The organism is Burkholderia puraquae (assembly GCF_002099195.1).
GTDB classification, from domain to species: domain Bacteria; phylum Pseudomonadota; class Gammaproteobacteria; order Burkholderiales; family Burkholderiaceae; genus Burkholderia; species Burkholderia puraquae.
Genome location: NZ_NBYX01000028.1, coordinates 16990 through 36980, shown reverse-complemented (window position 1 = coordinate 36980; position 19991 = coordinate 16990). Strand labels below are relative to the sequence as shown.

Genomic DNA, 19991 nt, shown 5'->3' with positions numbered 1-19991 from the left:
TACTGCCGCATCGAAACGATGCGTGCCGGCAGTGCCTGTCCTGCGCGGACAGGCACGACTGCTTCGTGATCGAACCGCTATCGAGCGGTGGAACGCGTATTGAGAAGATCCAGCGCGACGTCGACGATCATGTCCTCCTGCCCGCCGACCATCCGGCGCTTGCCGAGCTCGACCAGAATATCGACCGCCTTCAGCCCGTACTTCCGCGCCGCCGCTTCCGAATGGCGAAGGAAACTCGAATAGACGCCGGCATAGCCGAGCGCGAGCGTCTCGCGATCCACGCGAACCGGCCGATCCTGCAACGGACGCACGATGTCGTCGGCCGCGTCCATCAGCAGGTGAAGATCCGTGCCGTGATCCCAGCCCAGGCGCTCGGCTGCCGCGACGAACACTTCGAGCGGCGCGTTGCCGGCACCCGCCCCCATCCCGGCAAGACTCGCATCGATCCGGTCGCAGCCTTCCTCGACGGCGACGATCGAGTTCGCGACGCCGAGGCTCAGGTTGTGGTGCGCATGCATGCCCGTCTGCGTGTCGGGATTCAGCACGGCCTTGATCGCACGGAAGCGGTCGCGCACATCGTTCATGTTCATCGCGCCGCCGGAATCGACCACGTAGATGCAGGTCGCGCCGTAGCTTTCCATTTTCCTCGCCTCGATGGCCAGCCGGTCCGGCGTCGTCATGTGGCTCATCATCAGGAAGCCGACCGTGTCCATCCCGAGTGCGCGTGCATGCTCGATGTGCTGCTTCGAAATGTCGGCCTCGGTGCAGTGCGTCGCGACACGCACGACGCGCGCGCCTGCATCGTAGGCAGCCTTCAGGTCGTGGATCGTGCCGATGCCCGGAATCAGCAACGTCGCGATCTTCGCGTGCGTGACGACATCCGCCGCGGCCGCGATCCATTCTGGATCGCCATGCGCGCCGAACCCGTAGTTGAAGCTCGATCCTTGCAGGCCGTCGCCGTGCGCGACCTCGATGCTGTCGACCCGTGCGGCATCGAGCGCGCGAGCGATCGCCTGCACGTCGTCGATCGAATACCGATGCCGGATCGCATGCATGCCGTCGCGCAACGTGACGTCGGAGATATAGAGTTTCTTGCTCATGATGAAGGTCCCGTTACGCGCTCGCGCGCTGCAGCGACTGCGCCATGCGCTCGGCGGTCGCGAGTGCGGCGGACGTCATGATGTCGAGATTGCCCGCATATGCCGGCAGGTAATGCGCGGCACCCTCCACCTCGACGAAGATCGAGGTCTTCAGCCCGCTCATGCGGCCGAGGCCCGGAATGTCGAGCGGCGCGGACGCCGGGATCACGTCGAACTGCACCGCCTGCTTCAGGCGATAGCCCGGCACGTACGCCTGTACCGCGCGGGCCATCTCGTCCACCGACGCGGCGATCCGCGCTTCGTCGGCCAACTCCGACAGCACATAGACGGTGTCGCGCATCATCACCGGCGGCTCGGCCGGATTCAGGATGATGATGGCCTTGCCGTGCGCCGCGCCGCCCACTGCTTCGATCGCCTTCGACGTCGTCTCGGTGAATTCGTCGATGTTCGCGCGCGTGCCGGGCCCGGCCGACTTGCTGCTGATCGACGCGACGATCTCCGCGTAGTGCGCTTTCGCGACGCGCGATACGGCCGCGACCATCGGAATCGTCGCCTGGCCGCCGCAGGTCACCATGTTCACGTTCGGCGCGTCGAGATGCGCGTCGAGATTGACGACCGGCACGCAGTACGGGCCGATCGCCGCGGGTGTCAGGTCGATGCAGCGAATGCCGGGCTTCAGTGCACGCAGAAATGCGTCGTTCTTCACGTGCGCGCCGGCCGAGGTCGCATCGAACACGAAGTCGATATCGTCGAACTCCGGCAATCGCGCGAGGCCCTCGACGCCTTCGTGCGTCGTCGCGACACCGAGGCGCGCCGCACGCGCCAGGCCGTCTGACGCCGGGTCGATACCGACCATCGCGGCAACGTCGAGATGCCGCGCATGTCGCATGATCTTGATCATCAGGTCGGTGCCGATGTTGCCCGAGCCGATGATCGCGGCCTTGAGTTTCGGATGGCTCATGAAAATCCTCAATCGATGAAAGTCGCTCGTACGTCGCCGAGGCCGGCAACATGCGCGACGAACGTGCCCGCCGATCGAACGGCGACCATCGGCCCGAGCGCGCCGGTCAGGATCACATCGCCCGCGCGCAGCGGCGTGCCGAGCCGCACCATCCGGTCGGCAAGCCACACGGCCGCGTTCAGCGGATTGCCGAGGCAGGCAGCACCGTTGCCGCGCGACAGCACGTCGCCGTCCGACGACAGCGTCATCTCGCAGCCGGCGAGATCGACATCCTTCAGCGGCACGGGCCGGGTGCCGAGCACGAAGCGCGCGCTCGACGCGTTGTCCGCGACGGTGTCGGCGAAGCGAATGTCCCAGTCTGCGATCCGGCTGTCGACGACCTCGATCGCCGCAAGCGCATACGCGCACGCACGCTGCAGGTCGGCGAACGTGTGCTTCTCGTGCACGAGGTCGTGCTCGAGCACGAGTGCGATCTCCGCTTCGACCTTCGGCTGGATCAGCTTCGACAGTCGCATCGGTTCGGCGTCGCCCGCCGCCATCGACGCGAACAGCGTGCCGAAATCGGGCTGGTCGACGCCGAGCTGCTGCTGCACCGCGAGTGACGTCAGGCCGATCTTGCGCCCCACGATGCGCTCGCCGTTTCGGACCCGCAGGTCGACATTCGCTTGCTGCACCGCATACGCGGCCGCACCGTCATCGGTTGCGATCTCGCCGCGCACCGGTGTTGTCGCGCGGCATTGCGCCTCCGCGTGACGGAGGCGCGCGGCCAGCGTATTGATGACTTCGGAATCCGGCATCTTCAAGGTTCTCCCGCAATCGGTCGGTGTTGAACTGGAATCGCGCATGCCCATCATGCGTTCGCGATGAAATCGGCGACCAGGCGGTTGAACTCGTCCGGATGCTCGATCATTGCCCAGTGCCCGCACCGGTTCAGCAGCACGAGACGCGAATCCGGAATGTTCGCGAGCAGATACAGCGACGTCTCGAACGACACCACGCGATCGTCGCGCCCGTGGATCAGCAGCGTGGGCGTCTTGATCGCCGGCAGCAGTTCGGGCTTCACCCACTTCGGCAGCGGCGCACCGGCCGGCAGGCCAGCCACGTAGTTGCTCAGGTGCTTGGGGCGCCGCAGCGCGGCATCCGAACGGGCCTGGCACAGTTCCGCCGTCGCAAAGCGCGCCTTGTCGTACACCATGATCTCCACCAGCCGGCGCATGTGCTCCGGCGACGGATCGCGGTACGCCTGGATCAGTACCTTGAGCCCTTCGGACGGGCCGTCGCCCGCGCCGAACAGCGTCGGCATGCGGCCCACCGGCGGCCCCATCGTCACGAGGTGCGTGATGCGTTCCGGATGCTCGGTCGCGAGCCGCAACGACGTCTGGCCGCCCATCGAATTGCCGACGAACGCGGCCCGCTCGATGCCCAGCGCATCCATGAACTGGATCGCCGCGTCGACATGATCGAGCTGGTCGACCGTCGCCGGATCCGATTGCCCCCAGCCGGGCATGTCGACGGCGTATACGTGGAACTGCTTCGCGAGTGCATCGATGTTGCCGCTGAAGTTGCTCCATCCCGTTGCGCCCGGGCCGCTGCCGTGCAGCAGGATCACGGGATGACCGCTGCCGGCCTCGTGGTAATGGAGTTGCCAGTCCCGTGTCTTGACGGTGCGGCTGGTCTGAGCCTGGGTAAGCGCCATGATGGTTTCCTTCCCGAACGTGATTGAGGTGTGTCGCAGCGACGTTGCGGTCGCGCGTGGGGCGTCAGCCGCGCAGCAGGTCCGCGACGACGTGCGGGGGACGATGCCCCCAGGTACTGAGCCGGTCCAGGTGCTGAACCTCCCAGCTGGCTTCGTCGATGACGAGCCCGCCCCAGCCGAACTCGACGTTGAAGCCCGACGGCGTACGAACGTAGAAGCTGAACATCCGGTCGTTGGGGTGCATGCCGAGGCTCATCTCGAGCGGCTGCTTCGCTTCGAGGCAGCGGTCATGCGCGAGCCCGACGTCGCCGAGATCGGCGGCTTCGATCATGAAGTGATGCATGCGCTTGCCGAACGGCATGTTCGCGAACGCGACGGTGTGATGACGCGGGTTGCAGCGCAGGAACGCCACGCTGGCCACGATGCCGGGCGCCACCTCCTCGTCGATGACGTCCGTCGTGCGAAAGCCGAGCAGCCCGTACCAGTCGACAAGCACGCGACGGTCCACGCCGTTCTCGATCAGCACCTGATGACCCGCGCCGATTCCGCCGGTGACGAAGCGCGACACGCGTTGCGGCGACTCGAACGGCGCATCGGCGGCGGCCAGCCCGACATAGAGCTCGACGCAGTTGCCCAGCGGATCGGTCGTCACGGCGAGGCGGCGAACCGACCGTTGCGCGCACAACTGCGCGTCGCCTTCGACGACGTCGTTGCCGGCCGCGCGCAGCCGGCCGACGATCGCATCGAGATCCGCGTCCGTCGCACAACCGAAACCGGTGAACGCGAGATCGTCGGCGCGGCCCCGAACGATGATCCAGCGATGCGCCGCGTCGTCCATCCGCAAGCTCAGCATGTCGTCGGTGCGGCGGCCGACCTGCATGCCGAGCAAGCCGGCCGCGAAGCGCTCCCACGCGGCAAGATCGCTTGCCTCGATGCCGACGTATCCGAGTTCCGTCACTGTACTCATCCTGCTCTCCTTCATTGATTCGTCCCGCATCGACTGACGGTGTGACCGGGTACGGCGAGGCCGCTCACGTCGGCGGCCGCGACGAAGCGGTCCGGCCGCAGCGCGACCGCGCGTGCGCCGAACTTGCGCAGCCACGGCTGCAGCACGCCGTCGAGATCGACGAATTCGTCGGGGCCCTGCGTATGCTCATGTTGCTGGCGCACGGCGATATAGCGCGCGCCCAGCCGGTCCCATGCCGCCTTCTCGTCGGCGCTGAGCAGGCTGGCCGGATCGACGTCGTCGCCAAGGAGTACGAAGCCGTCACCCAGCAGGTCGTCCAGCCGCGCCATCGCACCGCGGTTGTCGCCCACCACCGGCTGCGGCACCATCCGGCCGACAACGCTCGCGCCACCGAGCGGGCCGCGCAGCCATCCGGCCGCGAGCACGGGCGGCGCAATCAACGGCGGCTCGGGCGCGTCCGGGGTGGGCGGCGCGGCAAGTGCGGCCTGCTCGTCCTCCGTCAGCTCCTGTTTGATGATGCGGCCGAGCTGAACAGCGAGCTGCGTGTAGAACGTCGCGTTCGGCCGGCGTTCCGTTTCGTAGGTATCGAGAAAATCTTCGGACAACGTACCGTTCAGCACACCAGAAAGTTTCCAGCCGAGATCGAACGCATCGCGCATGCCGGTCTGCATGCCGGCGCCGGCCCATGGCGGCATCAGGTGCGCCGCGTCGCCGGCGAGAAACGCGCGGCCGGCGCGCCACGTATCGGCCATGCGCGTGTGATGCCGGTAGAACGCGTACTGATGGATCTCGACGTCGTCCTCGCTTACGCCAAGCGCCTTCAGCAGCGGCCAGACCTGCTCGTGGGTCGAGAAATCGGCCTCGCTTTCGCCGGGCTTGAGCGGCAGTTCCCAGCGATGATTGCCGCCGGACAGCGCAATATCGACCACGGGCCGCTCCTTGTCGGACCAGAAGGTCAGCAGGTTGCGATCCGGCCACCAGCGCTTCACGCGGCAGTCGATCACGATCCACTGCACGTCCAGCGTATCGCCGAGCAGCTTGATGCCGAGCATGCCGCGCGTCGCGCTGCTCCCGCCGTCGCACCCGATCACGTAGCGCACGCGTGTGTCGTTCGTGTCGCCGGTGGCCGTGTTTCTCGTGCGCACGGTGACGCCCGCGTCGTCCTGCGTCAGCGAGACCACCTCGAAGCCGTAGCGCACGTCGATTTCGCGTTCGTACTTCGCCGCGCACTCGCGCAAGGCCGCTTCCATCGTCGGCTGATAGATGTTGAAGAAGCGCGGCTTGATGCCGAGCGTCGACGGCGGGTGTTCGATGCGCATGATTTCGGTGCCGTCGTAGCGCATCCAGCGCAGCGCCCGCTGCGGATCGATGTGCTTCAGCACCGCTTCGTCGACGCCGAGATTCTGGAAGATCCGCATCGTCCAGTCGTTGACCGTCACCGCCCGCGCCCGCGGGTAGATCTCGCGGTGTCGTTCGAACGCCACGCAGGAAATGCCGTGCCGGGCCAGCGTGAGCGCGGCGATGACGCCGGTCGGTCCATAGCCAACGATCGCAACGTCGGCGTCGTACTCGTGAGTCATGGGGTGTCTCCTTCTCCTGTAGTGCGTTCGCCACGCGGTGTGGCGGCCCACACCTTCGATGACGGAATTGTACCGATAGGTCCAAAACTGGAAATCTAGGGAAAACGAGTATTGGACTGATCGGTACAATAGTTGGGGAGCGTATACTTTTGGAATGGACAATCCACAACAAATCGGTAACCGGCGCGGTCAGAAATCACGCCAGGAAATCCTCGACGCGGCGGCTCGCGTCATGTCGGCCTATGGCTATGCCGGCACATCGATGTCGGCGCTGGTCGAGGCGACCGGCATCCCGAAGAGCGCGATCTACCATCACTTCGGCTCCAAGGCAGGGTTGCTCGCGGAAGTGATGGCGCAAGGCGCGCGGGGCTTTTTCGATGCGATGCGCAATGCGCACGAGAACCCGCCCGACGGCACGCCGCGCGAGCGGCTGGGCTGGTATCTGCAGAAGACCGGCGAGGTCTTCCTGCACCGCGAGAATTTCCTGCGCCTGCTGTTCGTGATGGTCATGAGCAACGAGGCTGCGGAGCCGGAAGCGATGCAGACCGTCGTCGACGTACGCAACGAAGGCCGCGACTACATGCGCGAGATGATTCGCAACGCGTTCGGCGAGGATGGCAAGGCGATGTCCGCCGCCACCGCGGACGATCTCGCGTACTTCGGGATGATGGGTTTCGACGGCGCTTTCGTGTCGTTGCAGTCGGGCGACCCGCGATCGATGGCGAAACACATGGCGCAACTGACCGATGCACTCGTCGCGCTGGGCGAGACGCCGGCCAGCCCGGCCCGCAAGGCACCGCGCAGCACATCGAAGCGCAGCTAGGCGCGCTGGCCGCAAACGGCCGGACGCCTCGCGTCGTCCCGCGTCGTCCCGCACAGCATGGATTGCGGGACGACCATGACGCCGCCGCTCTACTCGCCGGACAGGTGCGCGAAGCCGCGCCGGGCTCGCCGGAAGCTTCCGGCGAATGGCAAGCCGGGCAACCGTGCGACCGCTCGCAACCGGAATGCCGGGCATCGCAAACCCGAGCCGCATTTCGCCGGCATTGAAGGTAAACTCGTCCGCGATTTCCCGTCTTTCACCCACCGCCCGTCGGGCAGCTCATTTTCCGGAGATCCATCATGCGAACCAGCGCCCGCAACCATTTCGCCGGCCAGGTCAGCGCCGTCAAGACCGGTGCCGTCAACGACGAAATCACGCTTCGCACGCAGGGCGGCCTCGACATCGTCGCCGTGATCACTCACGGCAGCGCGGCTTCGCTGGGCCTCGCGGCCGGCTCGAAGGCATTCGCACTCGTGAAGGCTTCTTCGGTCATCGTGATGGTCGACGTCGACAGCAGCAAGGTGTCGGCCCGCAACTGCGTCGCGGGCACGGTATCGTCGGTCGCGAAAGGCGCGGTCAATTCTGAAGTCGTGATCAAGGCAGCGGGCGGCGCCGAACTCGTCGCGATCGTCACCAACGACAGCGTCGATCGCCTCGGCCTCGCGAGCGGCACGGCTGCGTCCGCGATCTTCAAGGCATCGAGCGTGATCGTCGGCGTCGAATGAACGCGTGACGATCGCGATGGCGATCCGTTTGGCACGGCGCATTCACGCGGATCGCGCCGTACCGCTGTCGGGCCGATGCACACGATGACAGCCGAGCGCGATCACGCTCGCCAACGGGCGCTGCGGTCGCTGCTGTCCGCGGCGGCCAGCGCCGATACGCCCGACGCACGCCTGTTCGGCGCGCTCGTTGCGGCACGCGCGCGCCGCGACGAACTCGCGCTGCTCGGCCTCTCTCGTCCGCAGTTGGCCGGCCTGCTGGCGCGGCAGTTTCCGCGCCTGCCTGCAACCGATGTCGCGGCACTCATGCCGACGGCCGCGATGACACTGCTGCCCGCCACTCACGCGGCGTTCGTCGGGACGCTGCACGCGCGGCTGATGGACGACGCGAATCCCGCCGCCGGCCGTGACGACGCCAGCTGTCTCGCGTCGATCATCGCGCACGCCTGCCTGCGCCCCGATCATCTGTGGCGCGACCTCGGGCTCGACGGGCGCGACGCGGTATCCGCGATGCTCGATCGCTATTTCCCCGCGCTGGCCGCGCGCAACATCGCTCACCTGCGCTGGAAGAAATTCCTCGCACAGGAAGTGGCCGCCTCGCTCGATGTGCCGCCGGACCCTGCCCCCGGGTGCCCGGGCTGCGAGGATTTCGGCTTCTGCTTTCCTCACGCGCGATAGTCACCGCGGCGACCCAAGCTGCCCATTCGATTCGTCGCATCGCCAACTGGAGAAACCGCCTTGACCGATATAGCGAGCCCCAACCTGCCATCGCGCGATTTCGAAGTCACATCCCGCTTCTACGAGAGACTGGGGTTCGCTGAAACCTGGCGCGACGACGGCTGGATGATCCTCAAGCGCGGAAACCTGTTGCTGGAATTCTTCCCGCACCCCGAACTCGATCCGGCAACGAGCTGGTTCAGTTGCTGCTTTCGGCTCGCGGACGTCGGCACCTTCTTCGACGACGTGCTCGCCGCCGGCGTTCCGGAACAAGCGACCGGCTGGCCACGCGCGCACCGGCCGGCGCGTGAAGCCTGGGGCGGCACGGTCGGCGCACTGATCGATCCGGACGGTTCGCTGATCCGGCTGATCCAGACCGATGACTAGGCCCGCACGCGCTGTAGCTGCCGCGATCGGGCGGCGCTGAAAACAACCGTGCGCACAATGCGGCGCACGCCCCATAAACGGTTACCTTGCGAACCGTATCGCCTGCTGCTCATGGCGCGGTCAATGCCGGTGCCGGTGATGAATGTCCGGAAAATGCGCATGGCTGTGTGTGATCGGCAGATGCACGTGCGGATGCGTATGCGGTTCGTTGCCGTCGTACGCGAAATCGTGCGCATGCTGGTGATGTTCGTCGTGCCGATGCCGGTGCGTGTGCTCGAGCCGCTCGTGCGCGTGCGTGTGTTCATGCCGTTCGCGAACGTGCAGCCAGATGCCGAGCGCCATCAACGCGGCGGCGATCCAGAACGTCGCGGGCGGCAGCGCGGGCCAGATCAGCAGCGACAGTACGACACCGAACAACGGCGCGATCGAGAAATACGCGCCCGTGCGTGCGCTGCCGAGATGACGCAGCGCGACGACGAACAGCACGAGGCTGATTCCGTAGCCGCCTAACCCCGTCAGCATCGCGGCAGCCGTGACCGGGATGGCCGGCAGCGTCGCGCCGGTGGCCAGCGCGATGCCGATGTTGACGGGTCCGGCGATCAGCCCCTTCACGCACGCGATGATCATCGCGTCGTTCGCGGCGACCTTGCGGGTCAGGTTGTTGTCGACCGCCCAGCACAGACATGCGCCGACGATCAGCAACGCGCCGACCGGCACGCCGGCCCGGCCCGGCGTCCACGACAGCAGCGTGCCGCCGGCGACGATCGCGACCATTCCGAGGAACACCTGCGAATCCACGTTCTCGCGAAACACGACCCATGCGATGACGGCCGTCAGCACGCCTTCGAGATTGAGCAGCAGCGCGCTCGTCGCCGCGGGCGTGCTCGACAGCCCGAGCATCAGCAAAGCCGGGCCGGCCACCCCGCCCGCCGCGATCGCGCCGGCCAGCCACGGCAGGTCGGCGCGCTGCAGCGGCGCGGCGTCCGCGACCGGTGCATGACGGTTGTGCAGGCGGCGAAGCAGGATCCCGATACCGAGCCCGACGCCGCTGCCGAGATAGAACAGGCCGGCGACCATGAATGGCGACATCGCGCCGATCAGCGCCTTGGCGAGGGGTGTCGCGGCGCCGAACAGCGCGGCCGCAATGAGCGCGACGAGAATCGCGGAATGTCTCGAGTGCATGATCCGGTTTGAATTGAGGGTGAAACGCGTGGGCCGTGGCTTCGGGTTGTGTCGCAGTCGACTTTCCGTACCTTTCGGAATGCAAGCTGCATCGCACCGGCCAGCTTGCACGCGACCCGACGACCCCGCCGGGATTATCGCGCGACATCATGTCATGACAGCCGAACGCGAGCGCCCACCCGCCAATCCATGGTTCCGGCCTTTCTATATTTCAGGAAAACGAATTAATTGAATGTAGCATCGCGACATTCAGGATAGGCGTACCGTCCACGCGGAAACGACAATGTCGAAACATCGTCCATGCAGCGCCGATCGGCGAACGTGCTTCGTCCGGTCGCGTGGTGTGTTCGAGGCGGGAGAGATCACGGCACGGCACGTCGAGTGCCGTTGGGAGCAGTCCTGACCTGCCTCGGTCGAGGCAGGCCAGTCTGTCGTGCATTCACCGCAGGCAATCTGCATGCGGATCGGCGCCGTGCGGGATGCAGCGGCGCGGTACGGATTACTCGTTTCCGGCCGTTTGCTGCTCGACCTGCGGCGCGGCGTCGGCTTGCGCTTCCACGTTTGCCGGTTGCGGCTCGGCGGCGGCCTCGGCCTGCTGCTCGGCCTTCGGCTGCTGCTGTGCGCCCTTGGCTGATTGCCCCGCGCCCTTGTTGCCGGGGCGACGCGCCTTCAGGCGGCGCGCCCGCGCTGCGTCGTCATGCGTGACGCGCCCGGCTTCGTTGCCCTGCAGATCGACCCGCACCGCGTCTTCGACGAGGCACGACCAGTAGCGGTTGCCGCGGCACCACGTCGACATCGCGTCGCGCAGTTCGGCTTCGCTGAGCCCGACGGCCTGTGCTTCGCGCGCGAGGTCGTCCCAGATGCCGACCTTGAGCGGCACTTTGGGGGCCGGATTCTTCGGGAACGCGTGCGGAAACTTACGTTGCAGTTTGCCGATCGCAACGATGACCGGATCGACCGGCGCGGACGGCTTCGCCGACGCGGGCTTCGCGCGGTGCGGTGCTTTTGCCTTGGCGCCGGCGGCAGCCGGCTTGGCGCCACGCTGCGGCTGGTCGCCGGACTTCGGCTTCGCGCCGGTGTCCGCCGGCGCTGCCGGCCGCTTCGCGTTGCGCTCCTGCTTGGCCTTCGCTGCGAGCTGCGCCCGCAATTCGGCAAGTTGTTCAAAACCCATAAATTCAATCCACCAGGAATATAAGGTGTGGTTCGTGCGGCCATGCCGCGCGGCGTAAAAGCTTCGCCGCCATGCGGGCGACCCGTCTGCCGCCGATGCGGAACACGACGGGGCCGCATCGCGCACGCCACTCTGTTTTCAGGCACCCGGCCACGATGCCGGACAAGGCAGGAGGGAAGTATACCGGTACGCGCGACGGCCGGTTGACTCGCCGGTCTGCATTGGCCCGATTCGGGGCACCGGAAATGCGTCCATGCGGCCGTGTTGCGCATTATATGGATACGTTTCCGGAAGTCACGTCGTTCACCCTCGACAGCGAAAATCGGGGCCATCTTGCGCACTGCGGTTGCCCCGGCGGCGCGGATCGACGCTCCATGCGTGGTGTTCCGCCCTGCGACGTCGAACGCAATCGTGCCGCATCGGTACGTCGCGGCCTTCGGCTGCCATTCGGAATCCCGGGCTGCGGCGTCGGCTGCGTGCGAATCGCCGATCACGGCGATGGATCGGCGCTGGTGCCGTGCCCATTCGACCGCAGCGGTGCCCGCACATGACTCGTTGCGTCCACATCGATCCCGTGGCGTACGAAGATTACGGAAAGTGCGTAGTATGGCCGGATCGATGTCGTCGGCAGCGTACCTCGGCCCGTTTCGCGGCGCCCGCGGCGAGCCGCTGACATCCCGCCTGGCTGCAAAAGAGAACCGGTTGTACGAAACGGAGCAGATACATGGTTCCCCCCCACGACATCCCGCCCGACGGCATCACGCGCGAGGAAATTCACCATCGGCAGATCGACATGCGCGGCTATCGGCGCAGCGACGGCCAGTTCGAAGTGACGGCCTGCCTCGCGGACCGCAAGACCTTCGATTTCACGCCGCCGGGCGGCACGCGGACGGTCGCTGCGCTGTCGCCGATCCACGACCTCGGGGTGACGCTGGTCTTCGACGCCGACATGGTCGTCCGCGCCGTATCCACGTTCCTCCGGTCGCATCCGTATGCGCAGTGTCCGGGCGGTGGCGACTCGCTGCAAGCGCTCGTCGGACTGAGCATCGGTGCCGGCTGGAACAGCGAGGTCCGCAAGCGCCTGCCATCCTGCGATACGTGCACGCACCTTAAGGAATTGCTCGGCCCGATCGCCACCACGGCCTATCAGACGATGGTCGGCATGCGAAAGTCGTCGCTCGAGGGCCGCGACAGCGACGGAAAACCGCTCAAGATCGACAGCTGCCATGCCTATGGCGCATCGCGCGATCTCGTGAAACGCCTTTGGCCCGAATACCACCGGCCTTCGACGACGGTAACGGGCGGCTAAGGGTCAGGTATTCGGCCAGTCCCGTCGCCGCAGCACGCATGTGTCGCGTGCCCAAACGTGCGTCGATCGGGCCTCGCCCCAACCGGTCGTCGCTGCCACCGCACCGGCCATCAGAAAACGCCCAGCGCAAGTCCCGCCGCAAGACCGGCACCCAGCTCGGCGCAGCGCGCGAGATCGTCGCCGTCGATCGTCTTCGCCGCGAGGATGCGTTCCGGCGTCTGCGCGTGCGTACAGACGATCAGGCCCGGCGCCACGTTCTTCAACCGCCATCCAGTCGCGATCCGGTCGATCTGACGCAACGCGTTCTGCCCATCGCTTCCGGCGCAGATCATCACCGCATACGGGCGGCCGTTCACGCGATCGAGCGCCGCGTAGTAGCAGCGGTCGAAGAAATCCTTCATCAGCCCGGACATTGCCGCGAGATTCTCCGGCGTTGCAAACAGGTACGCGTCGGCGGCCAGCACGTCGGCGGCGCTCGTGGCGTCCGCGCGCTGCAGCCTGACGTCGACGCCGGGTTGCTCGCGCGCCGCGCCGGCAGCCGCTTCAGCCATCTGTTGCGTGCCTCCGGTCATCGTGTGATAGACGATCAACAGCGTCTTCATTCGTCGTCACTCGCGTTCGGTTTCAGGTATGCCGGCGGCATCGCGGGTTCCCGCTGGATGGCCAGCGATCCCATGAGGCCGCTCCTCGTTCGCTTCCTCGGATCTGCCGGCTTTCCGGCTCGTCGGTGCCCCGCACGCATCGATCGTGCGATCGCACCGGCTTCGATTCGCGCAAGTTCGACCGGATGCACGATCAGTCCGTTGTGGCGCGCGATGCGTCGGTGTCTTCCGGTCGCGCGTAGTACGCGAGAAACATGTCGGCAGCGGATTCGGCGACCTTTTGTTGCTCCGGCGCCTCGAGCGGCGGCTGGCCCATCGTTATCTGCGGCCAGAACGCGAATACCTTCACGATACCGTGCAGCTGATGCGCGGCAAACACCGGATCGGTGACCGACAGGCGTCCGGCCGCTGCGGCCGTCCGCACCCAGACCGTCATGTCTTCCTCGCGCTCGCCGAGACGCTCGACCATGTCGCGCGCACGTTCCGGCGAATGGATGGCCGCACCGATTGCGACGCGTGCGAGCGAGAGAAATGCCTCGTCGCTGAGCAGGCGCATTTTGCGATCCAGCAACGCGAGCAATTGTTCGCGCAGCGGCACGTCGGCCCGATAGGTGGGCGAGCTGCCCGTTCGGGTTGCATCCCACAATTTTTGCAGGATCGCAGCGAACAACGTTTCCTTTCCCGGGAAGTGGTTGTAGACGGTTCGCTTCGACACGTCCGCACGCGCGGCGATGCGGTCCATGCTGGTCGCGTCGTAGCCTGACGCGAGAAATTCCTCGATGGCCGCGTCGACGATGGCCGCGCGCTTTCGGTCGGTCAGGCGCTGAGGGGGAGTGCTGGTATCCATTCAGAAATTTTACACCGGGCAGTTTACTTATCCCAAGAATAAACTACACTGTTTAGTTTACTTTATCCGCCGGACGAACCGACATGGCATCGCCTCTCGTTTTGATTCATCGCATTCTGGGTTTTGCGGCCGCCCGACGCGGCCGCGCGCAGTCTGGCGGCTCGCCGCAACACAATGGCGAGCGCTTCAGCAATGTCGCGCCGCGTCCGGTCGAGGGATTGGGCAAAACGCTCGGAATCGCCTGGACCATGCTGTTCAACAAGCCACGCCATACCGTGCCTGCGGGCGTGCTGCCCGTCGATTCGCTGACCCGCGCGGCACTCGACGCGGCCCCCGATCGCAGCCTGTACCGGCTTGGCCATTCGACGCTGCTGCTCAAGCTGCGCGGCGAATTCTGGCTGACCGATCCCGTGTTTGCAGAGCGTGCGTCGCCGTTTCGGCGCGTCGGCCCCAAGCGCTTCCATGCGCCGCCGATCGCGCTCGATGATCTGCCGCCGCTGCGCGGTGTGATCCTGTCGCACGATCATTACGATCACCTCGACCGCGACACGGTGCTCGCGCTTGCGGCAACCACCGATGTGTTCGTGACCACGCTGGGTGTCGGCGACCGCCTGATCGAATGGGGCATCGATGCGAAAAAAGTCCGTCAGCTCGACTGGTGGCAGAGTGTCGATGTGGCCGGCCTGACGCTGACCGCGACACCTGCCCAGCACTTTTCCGGGCGCAGCCTGTTCGACGGCAACAGCACGCTGTGGGCGTCCTGGGTCATCGTCGCCGACGACTTGCGCGTGTTCTTCAGCGGCGACACGGGCTATTTCGACGGTTTCCGAACGATCGGCGAGCGCCTCGGGCCGTTCGACGTCACGCTGATCGAAACAGGCGCATACGATGCGCATTGGCCGTACGTGCACATGCAGCCAGAAGAAACCGTGCAGGCGCACATCGATTTGCGCGGACGCTGGCTGGTCCCGATCCACAACGGCACGTTCGATCTCGCGATGCATCGCTGGCACGAGCCGTTCGAGCGCGTCACGGCGCTGGCGATCGTGCGCGGCGTCGAACTGTCGACGCCCAGGATAGGCGAGCGCCTCGCTCTCAACGAACCGCATCGCGGCGAGCGGTGGTGGCGCACGGTGGACGAGCGCGCGACGTCCGTTGCCACGAAAGCGCGCCGCTGGCCGCTTTGCGCATCGCAGGCGACGAAGTAGCCCCGCCGGACGTTGCGCATTTTTCCCGGAGCGCGGCAATGCCGTGCTCCGGGACGCGCATTTCCGGCGTACCCGCACATCGACGTGCCTGCCTGTAGATCCGATTACTGAGTAGAGAAGTCATGCATCCGGCACCCGCCCGATACGCCCCCGGCCAACACGTCGACGACGCCACCAGCGCTGCATTCAACCCTGCTGGCCCTCGCTCAACCCGCCAAAGCCGGGAGAACGACTTGCGACAAACGCTAGCAGAGCGTGTCGCGAGATGGACGGAAGGCGTCGACCACCTCATCACGGCCATTCCGAACCTGAGCCTCCATCGAAGGGAGGCGGCAACGCAGCCGATGGACTGCATGGTCGAGCCGAGCTTCGGTCTCGTCGTTCAAGGCACGAAGCGGCTCATTCAGAGCGGCGATGTGTATCTCTGCGACGCCAACCGTTTTCTGATCACGTCGCTCGACTTGCCAGGTTCGACGCAGGTCATCGAGGCCAGCCGCGAAAGGCCGTTTCTCGGAATCGGGCTCAAGCTTGATTTTCGCGTCATGGCCGAACTGATGGCGCAAGTCGCACCGGATCACGAGGAAGCCCCTGCGGGCCGCGGCCTCGTCGTCGGCGATATGACCGAACCGCTCTACGACGCAGTGAACCGGTTGCTGGCGTTACTGGATGACCCGAACGCCATTGCCGTTCTTGCACCGTCCGTCGAGCGGGAAATCTACTATCGGCTGCTGACGAGCAACCAGGGTGCCCGTCTGCGTCAGATCGCGTCCGCCGGCAGTCAGGGCAACCGCGTGTCGCGGGCGATCCAGTGGTTGCGGACCCATTACGACGAATCACTGCGCGTCGACGATCTGGCGGCGCAGGTTCAGATGAGCAGTTCGACGTTCCACCACCACTTCCGCCAGCTCACCGGCATGAGTCCGCTGCAATACCAGAAATGGATACGGCTCAACGAAGCGCGCCGGCTGATGCTGTCCGAACGGCTCGACGCCGCGTCGGCATCGTTCAGGGTCGGATATGCGAGCCCGACCCAGTTCAATCGCGAATACAGCCGGTTGTTCGGCAATTCTCCACGAAGAGATATCGATAGCCTGCGGAGCGGAGCAGAGGTCGTTCTGTCTGTAGCGGCGACTTATTGATCGCGGAGACGGCACCGGAGATGCTGGATGCCGAGTTTGGCGGTATCCGGAGAATGGGTGAATCAGCTTCACGCATAAGGGATCGATCCGGCTGAGGCGGACGCGCGTGGCGGGATGCGCGCTTTTGGGCATCTTGCCAGCTCAGGAGTGATTGCTCGACGGCCGTCCAGGAACCTTTAGTTGAGTATCGCGTAGCGGGTGGACGCCTCGCGAAGTCAGACGCGGTCCAAACGCTCGATCATTGATCGGCCATATGCAAGCCGCCCCATGCGGACCTCATGAACTGGTGAGGGACTTCGCCCCCTCCTCAATACCCCATCGTCTTACTGTCTGTCGGGCGCCTGGCTGCGAATTTTCAGGTGCCGGATTCTCGCGTCACTATGCAATCGAACGAATTGTGCGACCCGGATGTGCGTTGTCACGTGACAACTCTCGTTGAATATCGACGCGGTGCATCCAATCAGAGACTTGACAGCGAGTCGTGACAGATCTGATTTTCAGCAACTCGATTTCTCTTCGGCATCAGGCCAGGGATGAATTGTTTTAAAAACCACGAATTACGTATCAAACGAAACAATTCATGGCATCTTCTCGTGAACGCTCGCATTCGGAACACGAAATGATCATACGCCCCTACTTACAGGGTCGATCTCGCTGATTTTGCGTGAAACAACATGAAGAATATGGCGCAAGCCATTGCTGGACAAGGATTTCCGGGAATACCCCATTTCTTGAAAATGTTTCACGATCCGGCCCGTTTGAGTTGTCGCGCAGCTTCGACAGCGGAGTTTTTCGCAAAGCCGGCCCTCGGACGCATAACTGTCGTGTAGAAACCCCTGTCTGCACTGGCCAGAACGCAGGGTACGCGGGACAAAACCCTTACCCTCCCCTGCCGGCCAACGGATGCAATGAAGTCGATCTAACGCCCCCAAATAAAAGGGTCACATCAAGTGCACCCACGATATGCATTCGAGAGCGCCGGTCAGCAAGCTGACCGGTCCTGTCCGCGGGGGGGGATGTGAATGCGGATAGTCCGCGATAAGCCCGCAGGATCTGCGAACCGATTGATGATTCAGACTCTTCGAAAAGATGTGCATCGATCGACATACGATGAAACGTACCACTTCGTCACCCAGTTCCCAGATACGACACCCCAGTTGTCACGTAACAACCCCCAACCAACTGGCCAGGAAACTGAATTTCGCACCGTCCGGCGGCTGCGGATCCCTTCATTGACGATCTACTTGGTCACGCTCGATGGAGTCCGATCAAAACTCTTCCCGAGAAGCGACTAAGTGCTGACGTTGCCCCCGTCCCGAATCGATTGTCACGTGACAACTCACATCACACGAGGCCGCCGCACCACGCCAAAGACCGGATGTCGGGCGTCGAAATGATCTCGCCACGACCGCAAACACGACCAAATCAAAGAGCGTCTGGTGTCGGATAGCATCGAGAAGTATCAGATTCCCCCGACTTGTCACGTGACAACTGAGTTTCCCGGCGACATTCGTGAAATCGAGTTGCTGGAGACACAACGAGTGCCATCAGGGACAAAGCGGGATCAAGCGATCAGCCTCTGCGGATCAACTCCGCCATCGACATTGAAGTTCATCGAATTTTCCCTTGGTCTTTGCACGTATTTTTTTGACCGCGATCGTCAATTCTATTTTTACTCGATCGTCAGTCACGATTGGCTTGTTAGCCATTCGGCTCACTTGTCACGTGACAACCACATCGATTACAAAAACATACATCGAGTCTAAGTATTTTCTAGACATTTTGACGGCAGCTGCATATATTACGCAAAACTCCGTGGAGGAATTTAATGGCTTTCAAGATCGCCGTCAGTAATCAAAAAGGTGGGACTGGGAAGACAACCATCTCCGTCAATATCGCGGCCGCGTTCGAAGCTGGCGGCAACAAGGTCGCCCTGATCGACGCCGACCCTCAGGGCACGTCCGTCCGGTGGGTGACGAGCGGCGAGAACACACTGCCGATGACAGTGCTTTCGCTAGCCCCTGCCGGCCGCGGCATCGGCGGCGAGATCAAGAAGCAGGACGCGAACTTCGACGTAATCGTGGTCGACTGTCCCGGCAACCTCGAAGATCCGCGAATTGCATCTGTACTCGAAGTCGCCGATTTCTGCCTCGTGCCGCTGTCGCCGTCGCCGGCCGATCTCTACAGCACCGTCGCGATGATCCGCATGATCGAGTCGATGCGGTCCGTCCGTAACCCGAGTCTTTCTTCCGCATTAATGCTGAATAGCGTCAATGGAAAAACTAAAATGCGTGAAGAAATTTTAAAAATTCTACGGGCTGAAGAAATAGGGGAGCATCTACTCGACAGCCAGATCGCGCAACGCGAGGTCTACCGTCAGACGTTTGCGCTCGGCACCACGATCCATCATCACAATCGATACCTGAAGGGCCTGAAAGAAGCCCGTGCGGAAATCGAAAAGCTGGTCACGGAAATGGCCCAATACATCGCGTCGACGCGCGCTACCGGAGCCGCCCATGGCTAAGGACACATCGAAAGACAAGAAGCCGACCGGCAACCTGCATCTCGCAGCCGGCCTGCTGCGCGGGCTCGCGCAGGAAAATGCGGCCCTCGAAACACGGCTGCCCGAACCGGCGGCCGCACCGAACGTCGTCGGCGAAACGGCGCCCGCCAACGCCCCGGCCGCGGCCACGCCCGCCGGCACGGCGGATCTTGGCGCGCCGCAGAAGGTACTGGTCAAGGACTGCATCCCGAACCCGTTCAACCCGCGCGTGTTCTACTCGGAGTCGAGCCTGCACGAGCTCGCCCTGACGCTGAAACGGGAAGGGCAGATCGAGCCGATCAAGGTTACGCGGCTCCCTGAGTTTCCCGGCAAGCTCGTGGTGATCGACGGGCAACGCCGGCTCCGCGCGACGAGCATCAACGGCGATGAAACCATCAACGCCACGTTCCGCACGGATCACACGCCCGAGCAGCTCTATACGATCGCGTATCGCGCGAACCACGACCACGAACGCCAGACGATCTTCGACGATGCGGTCGCGTGGAAGCGTCTCCTCGACGAGCAGGTCTTTTCCGACCAGAACACGCTGGCGGAAAAGATCGGCAAGGACAAGGCGTCGATCAGCAAGACACTGTCGCTCAACGCACTCCCGAACACACTCCTGGAACGGATGGCGAGCGCGAACGACGTGGTCGGCCTGCAGGCGGCGTACTTCCTGAAGCTGATCTTCGAGCGCCTGGGCGAGCCGACGGCCGACCGGCTGCTGACGGCCGTGATCGACCGGAAAAAATCGGTTCGTGATCTCGAGAATTTCCTGCGTGCGCAGAGCGACGGCAGCAAGAAAGCGGGACGTACGCGCTACAGCGTCCGTCACGACTTCGCGCTCGAATCGCGAGCAATCGGCCAGTTGAAGACCTATCCGGACGGCCGTCTGGATCTGCAACTCAAGGGCGTCGACGCATCGCACCAGGAGGCGCTCGCCGACAAGCTCAAGACAGTCATCGACGCGTACGTTGCCGAACTGGCAACGGCCACACAGCAGTAACGCACGAAAAGCAGAAGGCCTCGCGCCCGCGT

19 protein-coding genes are annotated in these 19991 nt (G+C 64.4%); 9 read left to right on the top strand and 10 right to left on the bottom strand.

The genetic code is table 11. The features are described from left to right. Positions 1-77: 77 nt before the first annotated feature. From dmpG to B7G54_RS33390, 6 genes are all read right to left on the bottom strand, one after another. On the bottom strand, positions 78-1100 hold the full coding sequence (gene dmpG, locus B7G54_RS33415; RefSeq protein WP_085042989.1) for a 4-hydroxy-2-oxovalerate aldolase: 1023 nt from the start codon (positions 1098-1100) through the stop codon (positions 78-80). Positions 1101-1113: 13 nt separating this feature from the next. Continuing rightward, complete coding sequence (locus tag B7G54_RS33410) at positions 1114-2061, bottom strand: acetaldehyde dehydrogenase (acetylating) (protein WP_085042988.1); 948 nt, start codon at positions 2059-2061, stop codon at positions 1114-1116. Between the two features lie 8 nt (positions 2062-2069). Next, entirely contained in the window at positions 2070-2858 is a 789-nt protein-coding gene (locus tag B7G54_RS33405; protein WP_085043024.1) for a fumarylacetoacetate hydrolase family protein, read from the bottom strand. A 53-nt stretch (positions 2859-2911) separates the two neighbouring features. Continuing rightward, positions 2912-3757, bottom strand: coding sequence for an alpha/beta fold hydrolase (locus B7G54_RS33400; protein WP_085042987.1), 846 nt, complete (start codon positions 3755-3757; stop codon positions 2912-2914). A gap of 64 nt (positions 3758-3821) precedes the next feature. Next, a complete protein-coding gene (locus B7G54_RS33395) occupies positions 3822-4724 on the bottom strand; it encodes a VOC family protein (protein WP_085042986.1) in 903 nt (300 codons plus the stop codon). A gap of 11 nt (positions 4725-4735) precedes the next feature. After that, positions 4736-6304, bottom strand: coding sequence for a bifunctional 3-(3-hydroxy-phenyl)propionate/3-hydroxycinnamic acid hydroxylase (locus B7G54_RS33390; protein ID WP_085042985.1), 1569 nt, complete (start codon positions 6302-6304; stop codon positions 4736-4738). A 232-nt stretch (positions 6305-6536) separates the two neighbouring features. On the opposite strand from B7G54_RS33390, the gene B7G54_RS33385 reads away from it, so the two are divergent. The 4 genes from B7G54_RS33385 (at position 6537) to B7G54_RS33370 (ending at position 8953) form a co-directional block, all read left to right on the top strand. Further along, entirely contained in the window at positions 6537-7127 is a 591-nt protein-coding gene (locus B7G54_RS33385; RefSeq protein WP_244289460.1) for a TetR/AcrR family transcriptional regulator, read from the top strand. A gap of 299 nt (positions 7128-7426) precedes the next feature. Further along, positions 7427-7852, top strand: a complete 426-nt coding sequence (locus B7G54_RS33380) for a TOBE domain-containing protein (RefSeq protein WP_085042983.1) — start codon at positions 7427-7429, stop codon at positions 7850-7852. A gap of 84 nt (positions 7853-7936) precedes the next feature. Further along, entirely contained in the window at positions 7937-8527 is a 591-nt protein-coding gene (locus B7G54_RS33375; RefSeq protein WP_085043023.1) for a nitrogen fixation protein NifQ, read from the top strand. 60 nt (positions 8528-8587) lie between these two features. Beyond that, positions 8588-8953: a bleomycin resistance protein gene (locus B7G54_RS33370; protein WP_085042982.1), complete on the top strand. Its 366-nt coding sequence runs from the start codon at positions 8588-8590 to the stop codon at positions 8951-8953. A 120-nt stretch (positions 8954-9073) separates the two neighbouring features. On the opposite strand, the gene B7G54_RS33365 is transcribed toward B7G54_RS33370, so the two are convergent. Continuing rightward, the gene (locus B7G54_RS33365) at positions 9074-10135 is read right to left on the bottom strand and encodes a DMT family transporter (RefSeq protein WP_085042981.1); all 1062 of its coding nucleotides are present in this window, start codon (positions 10133-10135) and stop codon (positions 9074-9076) included. A gap of 499 nt (positions 10136-10634) precedes the next feature. Further along, positions 10635-11306 (bottom strand): ProQ/FinO family protein, encoded by a 672-nt coding sequence (locus B7G54_RS33360; RefSeq protein WP_085042980.1) that lies wholly within the window; start codon positions 11304-11306, stop codon positions 10635-10637. Positions 11307-12030: 724 nt separating this feature from the next. Here B7G54_RS33360 and B7G54_RS33355 point away from each other — a divergent pair. Next, positions 12031-12615, top strand: a complete 585-nt coding sequence (locus tag B7G54_RS33355; protein WP_085042979.1) for a DUF2889 domain-containing protein — start codon at positions 12031-12033, stop codon at positions 12613-12615. Between the two features lie 110 nt (positions 12616-12725). Here the strand turns inward: B7G54_RS33355 and B7G54_RS33350 are convergent, their stop codons facing one another. Both B7G54_RS33350 and B7G54_RS33345 read right to left on the bottom strand, forming a co-directional pair. After that, positions 12726-13217, bottom strand: a complete 492-nt coding sequence (locus B7G54_RS33350) for a flavodoxin family protein (RefSeq protein ID WP_085042978.1) — start codon at positions 13215-13217, stop codon at positions 12726-12728. A gap of 193 nt (positions 13218-13410) precedes the next feature. After that, complete coding sequence (locus tag B7G54_RS33345; RefSeq protein WP_085042977.1) at positions 13411-14064, bottom strand: TetR/AcrR family transcriptional regulator; 654 nt, start codon at positions 14062-14064, stop codon at positions 13411-13413. 83 nt (positions 14065-14147) lie between these two features. On the opposite strand from B7G54_RS33345, the gene B7G54_RS33340 reads away from it, so the two are divergent. The 4 genes from B7G54_RS33340 (at position 14148) to B7G54_RS33325 (ending at position 19959) form a co-directional block, all read left to right on the top strand. After that, entirely contained in the window at positions 14148-15272 is a 1125-nt protein-coding gene (locus B7G54_RS33340) for an MBL fold metallo-hydrolase (RefSeq protein WP_085042976.1), read from the top strand. A gap of 122 nt (positions 15273-15394) precedes the next feature. Next, the gene (locus B7G54_RS33335) at positions 15395-16411 is read left to right on the top strand and encodes an AraC family transcriptional regulator (RefSeq protein WP_085042975.1); all 1017 of its coding nucleotides are present in this window, start codon (positions 15395-15397) and stop codon (positions 16409-16411) included. 1828 nt (positions 16412-18239) lie between these two features. Beyond that, the gene (locus B7G54_RS33330; protein WP_085042974.1) at positions 18240-18935 is read left to right on the top strand and encodes a ParA family protein; all 696 of its coding nucleotides are present in this window, start codon (positions 18240-18242) and stop codon (positions 18933-18935) included. Continuing rightward, on the top strand, positions 18928-19959 hold the full coding sequence (locus tag B7G54_RS33325; RefSeq protein WP_085042973.1) for a ParB/RepB/Spo0J family partition protein: 1032 nt from the start codon (positions 18928-18930) through the stop codon (positions 19957-19959). Before B7G54_RS33330 ends, B7G54_RS33325 begins: the two co-directional genes overlap by 8 nt. Positions 19960-19991 lie beyond the last annotated feature (32 nt).